General features: G+C 71.3%; 4 protein-coding genes and 1 pseudogene. 4 read left to right on the forward strand and 1 reads right to left on the reverse strand.

The annotated features are described in order from the left end of the window. Positions 1–440 precede the first annotated feature (440 nt). The 4 genes and pseudogenes from JNW98_RS18615 to JNW98_RS18630 all read left to right on the forward strand — a co-directional run bounded on the left by JNW98_RS18615 (position 441) and on the right by JNW98_RS18630 (position 5,316). Positions 441–1,655: a phosphatidylserine decarboxylase gene (locus tag JNW98_RS18615; RefSeq protein WP_223769382.1), complete on the forward strand. Its 1,215-nt coding sequence runs from the start codon at positions 441–443 to the stop codon at positions 1,653–1,655. Between the two features lie 58 nt (positions 1,656–1,713). Further along, positions 1,714–3,093 carry a S10 family serine carboxypeptidase-like protein gene (locus JNW98_RS18620; protein ID WP_223769383.1) on the forward strand — a complete coding sequence of 460 codons (1,380 nt, stop codon included), beginning with the start codon at positions 1,714–1,716 and terminating at the stop codon, positions 3,091–3,093. A gap of 173 nt (positions 3,094–3,266) precedes the next feature. After that, positions 3,267–4,870: pseudogene (locus JNW98_RS18625) on the forward strand (ABC-F family ATP-binding cassette domain-containing protein). A gap of 47 nt (positions 4,871–4,917) precedes the next feature. Next, positions 4,918–5,316 carry a GNAT family N-acetyltransferase gene (locus tag JNW98_RS18630; protein ID WP_223769384.1) on the forward strand — a complete coding sequence of 133 codons (399 nt, stop codon included), beginning with the start codon at positions 4,918–4,920 and terminating at the stop codon, positions 5,314–5,316. 22 nt (positions 5,317–5,338) lie between these two features. On the opposite strand, the gene JNW98_RS18635 is transcribed toward JNW98_RS18630, so the two are convergent. After that, on the reverse strand, positions 5,339–7,626 hold a 2,288-nt coding region (locus tag JNW98_RS18635), incomplete at its 5' end, for an ATP-binding cassette domain-containing protein (protein WP_223769385.1).

Below are 7,626 nucleotides of genomic sequence, written 5' to 3' on the forward strand. Positions count from 1 at the left end.
TGACGGGAATTCCCGCTGCGTACAGGCGTATTGGTGCCGCGCGCACTAAACACGTGTCCGACGGTCCGGTGGCTCGAAATCCGCGTTTCTCCCCGTTCCTTCCTTGCGGCGTTTTCCCCCGCCCGGAAAAAAGCGCCCCTCCGGCAGCGATCCGAATGTGTGCCCGATTCTGATACCGGTCATTGTGCGCACCTCCCCTACCCCGCAACGGAAGTTGCTCAACGGATCAGGGCTGCCACACGGGACACCTGAGACGACGCCGTGCGGCACCCCTGATGCTCATGTGACACGAGACGACCAGCGTTACGGGACGGCCCCTGGCAGGGAACAGTATGCGCCGCCTCGGCGCCCTTCCTCGGACGATCGGCCGGAAGGCAGATTTGGCGACGCCGTACGACGTCCCGAACTTCCCCTGATCAGAAGAAGGAAAGAGGCGGGCCATGAGCGACCCCATGACGTTCTCGACGAGCATCGAAGAGTTCCAGGAGCGGATCCAGACCGCGTACGACCAGAACCAGGACGACTTCGCGACCCTGTACGACGACGCCATCGCGCACGTCGTACCGTGTCCGGAGGACAAGGACTCGGAGGTCTACTACGACTGGCAGGGCGCGGACATCCAGCGCCTCTGCGAATTCTTCGGGGAATGGTACGACTGGAAGTCGGGGGTCAAGAACGGGCTCGACTACATCGAGAAGTTCAGCTGGATCAACTACCTGAACGACTTCGGCATGACCTTCGTGACCTCCGGTCCCGGCTACGCCATGACGGCCGACTTCACCCACCTGCAGGGCCTGCAGATGGACGATCCGCACTCCAAGGACCTCATCGACGCGTGGATCCGGGAGCTCGGCTCGAAGCGCATGGACGACTACAAGGTGCGGGACTGGGAGAACTTCAACGAGTTCTTCGTCCGCGAACTCAAGGACGGCCGGCGGCCGGTGGCCGACCAGGACGACGACACGGTGGTCGTCGCCCCGGCCGACTGTGTCATCAACATGATCGTCGACGAACTGGGCCCGGACACGCAGATACCCGTCAAGACCGTGAGCATGAACGTCGAAAAGCTGCTCGACCACTCGGAATACGCCCACAAGTTCATCGGCGGCACGGCGGTGTCGTGCATCCTGATGCCCGACAGCTACCACTGGTACCACGCCCCGGTGGCGGGCGAGGTGGTGGCCGCCCGGGACGACATCGGCGGCTGCTACTACGGAATGCGGGACTTCCCCGGCCTGCTCGACAAGGGAAACGTCGGATACGGCTACGACTACTCGATGTTCGAGGACTTCCGCCGGGGCTACGTCATCATCAAGACCCAGTACCTGGACTCCGCCGGCGGCCCGGACGGCGAAGGGTACGTCGGACTGGTGCCCGTCGGCCTCAACTCCATCGCGTCCGTGAACTTCCTGGAGAAGTTCCGGGAGTCGGGGTCGGGCGAGAACCCCGTCATGGTGGAAAAGGGCGAGCGGATCGGGAACTTCAAGTACGGCGGCTCGCTGAACATCCTCCTCTTCGAAAAGGGCCGGTTCCCCGCGCTGCAACTCCTCCAGGGGCAGCGCATCGGCGTCCTGGAACAGCGGGAGCGGTCGACGAAGCTGTTCACCAGGGCGTTCCGCACCCGCTCCCGGCGCGTCCGCCCCTTCACCTCCTGAGCCCGGCCCGCTCCCCGACGCGCCGACGCCACCGCCGAACGGAAACGGAAAGGGAACCATGCCCCCGGACGACCTCGTCACCTCCATACCCGCCAACGTCCTCGACACCCTCAGCATCGACCTGAAGACGCGCTCGTACGCCGGACACGTCCACCTCGACGACACGGGCGACGGCACAGCGGAGGACACCGGCTCCCAAAACCACCTCTTCTACTGGTTCTTCGAGAGCCAGACCTGCGACCCGCGCACCCCCGTCCACGACCAGCAGGACCTGATCAGCCGCACCCCGCTGCTCGTCTGGCTCAACGGCGGCCCCGGCGCCTCCTCGCTGCTCGGCCTGTTCCTGGAGAACGGCCCGCTGTCCATCGCCGACGACGCCGCCGGCACGGTCTCCGTGACCGACGCCACCTGGAACCAGGAGGCGCACGTCGTCTACTGGGACCAGCCCGTCGGCACCGGCTACAGCCACTCCGACGCCGGCACGTACGTCCACGACGAGCAGGCGCTCGCCCGGATGTTCTGCGACGGCCTGGAGGCGTTCTTCGCCCTGCATCCCGAGTACGCGCACTGCCCGCTGTACGTCTGCGGGGAGAGCTACGCCGGCAAGTACGTGCCGGCCATCGCCCTGGAGCTCGACGCGCGCAACGGCCGCGCGCCGGAGGGGAGCCGCGTCGACCTGCGCGGGATATCCGTCGGCAACGGCTGGATCAGGCCGGAACTGTCGCTCCGCGTGCTGATCGACTACGCGTACACCACCGGCTTCCTCGGCATCGCCCAGCGCGACTCCCTCCAGGACGCCTACGCCGTCTACCGGGCCGCCCTGGACGCGGACCGGTTCGAGGAGGCCACCCGGCTCGGCAACGACCTGGTGGACACCGTCCTCTCGTACGGCGGGAACTTCGACCTCTACGACGTCCGGCGCTGGGACGACCTGCCCATGGGCGCCCTCCGCGCCTACCTGGGCAGCGCGGCCGTGAAGGCGGCGCTGCACGTGCCCCCGGGCGTCCCCTGGGAGTGCGCGGACAACGACGGCCCGGTGGCCGAGGCCCTCGCGGCGGACAACATGCGGGACTGCTCGGACCGGTACGCCGAGATCATCGGCAAGGGCTACAAGACGCTGCTCTACACCGGCAACTTCGACACCGCGTGCGGCTACCGGGCCACCGAGGAGATCCTCGACGACCTCATGCGGCGCAAGGGCGCGCACGAGCACGCGCTGTGGCGCGACGCGCCCCGCCTGGTCTGGGCGCAGTCCCAGGGCGACCCGAAGGGTTTCGTCCGCCGCCTCGGCGACCTGACCCAGGTCGCCGTGCCCGACTCGGGCCACCAGGTGCCGGCCTTCCAGCCCGCCGTCTGCCGCGAGCTCCTCTACAACTGGCTCTTCGACCGCCCGTTCCACGGCTACGACCCCCAGCAGCGCCTCAAGCGCGCGGGCTGACTCCGGGCGGCCGCGCGGAAGCGGCCGCCGGCGGCCCCTTCATCAAGAAAAGGGCATGCGCCCCCGCGGCGGCGTCGGTTACCGTGGCCGCATGTCCACGCCCCGAATTTCCTAGCTCAGGACCCGCTTCCACGCCAGAAGTGTGTCCTTGAGCTTATTCGGAGCGTTATCCCATGCTGACCGTTCGTGGTGTCGAGCTGCGCGCCGGTGCGCGGCTGCTGCTGTCCGACATCTCCTTCACCGTCTCCCCCGGCGACCGCGTCGGCCTCGTAGGCCGCAACGGCGCCGGGAAGACCACCCTGCTGACCGCCCTGGCCGGACGGGCGCGGCCCGCCGCCGGAAGCGTGCTGGCCACCGGGCCCGTCGGTTTCCTCGCCCAGGACTCCCGGGCCGCCGACCCGGACGTCACCGTGACCGACCGGATCCTGTCCGCGCGCGGCCTCGACCGCGCCCTGCGCGCGCTGCGGGACGCGGAGGCCGCGATGGCCGCGGCGACGGCACCCGCCGCGCTGGAGCGTGCGATGCGCGCGTACGCCCGCGCCGAGGCGGACTTCCAGGCCGGCGGCGGGTACGCGGCCGAGGCGGAGGCGGCCCGGGTGGCGGCCGGGCTCGGCCTGCCCGACGAGGTGCTGGGCCGCCCGGTGGGCACCCTGTCGGGCGGGCAGCGGCGCCGGGTGGAGCTGGCCCGCATCCTGTTCGCCGGCCACGACGGCACCCTGCTGCTCGACGAGCCGACCACCACCTCGACGCCGACTCCATCGCCTGGCTGCGCGAGTTCCTCCGCACCCACCAGGGCGGCCTCGTCGTGATCAGCCACGACACCCGGCTGCTCGCCGCCGTCGTCAACCGTGTCTTCCACCTCGACCCCGGCCGGGCGACGATCGACGTCCACAACACCGGCTGGGACACGTACCTGGCCCAGCGGGCGGCCGACGAGCGGCGCCGCACCCGGGAGCGGGCGAACGCCGAGCGGAAGGCCGCCGCCCTGCACGCGCAGGCGGACCGGATGAAGGCCCGGTCCGCCACCGCCGTGACGGCCCGCAGCATGAGCCGGCGGGCCGACCGCATGCTCGCCGCTCTGGAGCCGGCCCGGCGGACCGAGAAGACCGCGCGGATCCGGCTGCCCGAACCGGCGCCCTGCGGGCGGATGCCGCTCGGCGCGATCAGCCTCACCAAGTCGTACGGCGGCCGTCCCGTCCTCGACGGAGTCGATCTCGCCGTGGACCGGGGCAGCCGCCTGGTGGTCCTCGGGCTGAACGGCGCGGGCAAGACGACGCTGCTGCGCGTGCTGGCCGGCGAGGTGACCCCGGACGCGGGCCGGGTCGTGCGCGGGCACGGGCTGCGGCTGGGCTACTTCGCCCAGGAGCACGACACCCTCGACCCCGCCGGCACGGTCCGCGGCCACCTCGCGGCCGCGGCGCCGCACCTCACGGAAGGCGAACTCCGGGGCGTCCTCGGGGCGTTCCTCTTCTCCGGGGACGACGCCGACAAACCCGTCGGGGTGCTGTCCGGCGGGGAGAAGACCCGGCTGGCGCTGGCCGGACTGGTCCACTCCGGCGCCAACGTCCTGCTGCTGGACGAGCCCACCAACAACCTCGACCCGGCCTCCCGCGGCGAGGTCCTGGCCGCGGTCGGCGCCTACCCGGGCGCGGTCGTCATGGTCACCCACGACGAGGGCGCCGTCGACGCCCTCCGCCCCGACCGCGTCCTGCTCCTGCCGGACGCGGACGAGGACTTGTGGAGCGCGGAGTACCGGGAGCTGGTGGCGCTCTCCTGACGCCACGGGCCGGCCGCCCACAACGTCGCCCGCCTACGATGCCGTCCATGACGATCACGTACGAGTGGCGCGGCGACTTCGACGACGCGGCGGCCGACGCCCTCCACGCGGAGGCGTTCGGCCACCCGAGGACCCCGCTCGGCCTCCGGGAGCGGGTGCGCCGCCACAGCCTCGGCTGGGTCTGCGCCCACCGGGGCGGCGGGCTCGTCGGGTTCGTCAACGTGGCCTGGGACGGCGGCGTCCACGCCTTCGTCCTCGACACGATGGTGGCCCGGGAGCTGCGCCGGGCCGGCGTCGGGGCGGAGCTGGTGGCGGCGGCGGTGCGGGAGGCCCGCGCGGCGGGCTGCGAGTGGCTGCACGTCGACTTCGACGAGCACCTGCGCCCGTTCTACTTCGGCGCCTGCGGCTTCACCGCGACGGACGCGGGGCTCGTCGCGTTGCGCTGACCCCGCGCCCCGACGGGCTCCGTCAGACCGCTCCCACGTACTCCGCCAGGTGCTCCCCCGTCAGCGTCGAGCGGGCGGCGACGAGCTCCGCGGGCGTGCCCTCGAAGACGATCCGCCCGCCGTCGTGACCGGCGCCCGGGCCGAGGTCGATGATCCAGTCGGCGTGAGCCATGACGGCCTGGTGGTGCTCGACGACGATGACGGACGCGCCGGAGTCGACGAGCCGGTCGAGCAGGCCGAGCAGCTGCTCGACGTCGGCGAGGTGGAGTCCCGCGGTCGGCTCGTCGAGGACGTACACCGACGGGCCGCCGCCCTTCTCCGCCAGGTGGGCGGCGAGTTTGAGCCGCTGCCGTTCGCCGCCGGAGAGCGTGGTGAGCGGCTGGCCGAGGGTGAGGTAGCCGAGCCCGACGTCGGCCAGCCGCCGCAGGATCCGGTGCGCGGCCGGGGTACGGGCCTCGCCCGCGGCGAAGAACTCCTCGGCCTCGGTCACGGGCATCGCGAGCACCTCGCTGATGTCCCGCCCGCCGAGGCGGTATTCGAGGACCGACGCGTCGAACCGCTTGCCCTCGCAGTCCTCGCAGGTGGCGGCCGTGCCGGCCATCACCGCCAGGTCGGTGTAGACGACACCGGCGCCGCCGCAGGCCGGGCAGGCGCCCTCCGAATTGGCGCTGAACAGGGCCGGTTTGACGCCGTTGGCCTTGGCGAACGCCTTGCGGATCGGGTCGAGCAGCCCGGTGTACGTCGCCGGGTTGCTCCGCCGGGAGCCGCGGATCGGGGCCTGGTCGACCGAGACGACGCCCTCGCCCGCGGGGATCGACCCGTGCACGAGCGAGCTCTTGCCCGACCCGGCGACGCCGGTGACGGCGACCAGCACCCCGAGCGGGACGTCGACGTCGACACCGCGCAGGTTGTGCGCCGTCGCGCCGCGGACCGGCAGCGTGCCGGCCGGCTCGCGCACGGTCTTCTTGAGGGTGACCCGGTCGTCGAGGTGCCGGCCGGTGCGGGTGCCGGCGGCCCGCAGCCCCTCCACCGTCCCCTCGAAGCAGATCGTGCCGCCCTCCGCGCCGGCGCCGGGGCCGAGGTCGACGACGTGGTCGGCGATGGCGATCACCTCCGGCTTGTGCTCCACCACGAGCACCGTGTTGCCCTTGTCGCGCAGCCGCAGCAGCAGGTCGTTCATCCGCCGGATGTCGTGCGGGTGCAGCCCGACGGTCGGCTCGTCGAAGACGTAGGTGACGTCCGTCAGGGGCGAGCCGAGGTGGCGGACCATCTTGACGCGCTGCGCCTCGCCGCCGGAGAGCGTGCCCGCCGGCCGGTCGAGCGAGAGGTAGCCGAGGCCGATCTCCACGAACGAGTCGAGGCTGTGGCACAGCTTGCCCAGCAGCGGCGCCACCGACGGCTCGTCGATCCCGCGCGCCCACACGGCCAGGTCGCTGATCTGCAGCGCGCAGGCGTCGGCGATGCCGATGCCCTGGATCTTCGCGGACCGCGCCGCCGCGTTGAGCCTGGTGCCCTCGCAGTCCGGGCAGGTGGCAAAGGTGACGGCGTGGTCCACGAACTCCCGGATGTGCGGCTGCATCGCCTCCCGGTCCTTCGCCAGCATCGACTTCCGGATCCTCGGGAGGAGGCCCTCGTACGTCATGTTGATGCCCGCGATCTTCATTTTGACCGGCTCGCGGTGCAGGAGGTCGTACCGCTCCTTGTCGGTGAACTCGCGGATCGGCTTGTCCGGGTCGTAGAGCCCGGACTCGGTGTAGAGGCGGTGGTTCCAGCCACCCGGCTTGTAGCCGGGGATGGTGAACGCCCCCTCGGCGAGGGACTTGGAGTCGTCGTAGAGCCGGGTGAGGTCGAGGTCGGTGACGCTCCCCCGCCCCTCGCAGCGCGGGCACATGCCGCCGGTGCGGGAGAAGGTGACCTTCTCGGCCTTCTTCGTCCCCCGCTCGACGGTGATCGCGCCGCTCGCCCGGACCGAGGGGACGTTGAACGCAAACGCGCCGGGCGGGCCGACGTACGGCTGCCCGAGCCGGCTGAAGAGGATGCGCAGCAGGGCGTTGACGTCGGTGGCGGTGCCGACCGTGGAGCGGGGGTCGGCGCCCATCGGCTGCTGGTCGACGATGATCGCGGTGGTCAGCCCCTCCAGGACGTCCACCTCGGGCCGGGCCAGGGCCGGCATGAAGCCCTGTACGAAGGCGCTGTAGGTCTCGTTGACCATCCGCTGCGACTCGGCGGCGATGGTGTCGAACACCAGCGAGCTCTTGCCCGACCCGGAGACGCCGGTGAACACCGTGAGCCTGCGCTTGGGGATCTCGA

This window comes from Streptomyces huiliensis, from assembly GCF_020037025.1.
Classification (GTDB): Bacteria; Actinomycetota; Actinomycetes; order Streptomycetales; family Streptomycetaceae; genus Streptomyces; species Streptomyces huiliensis.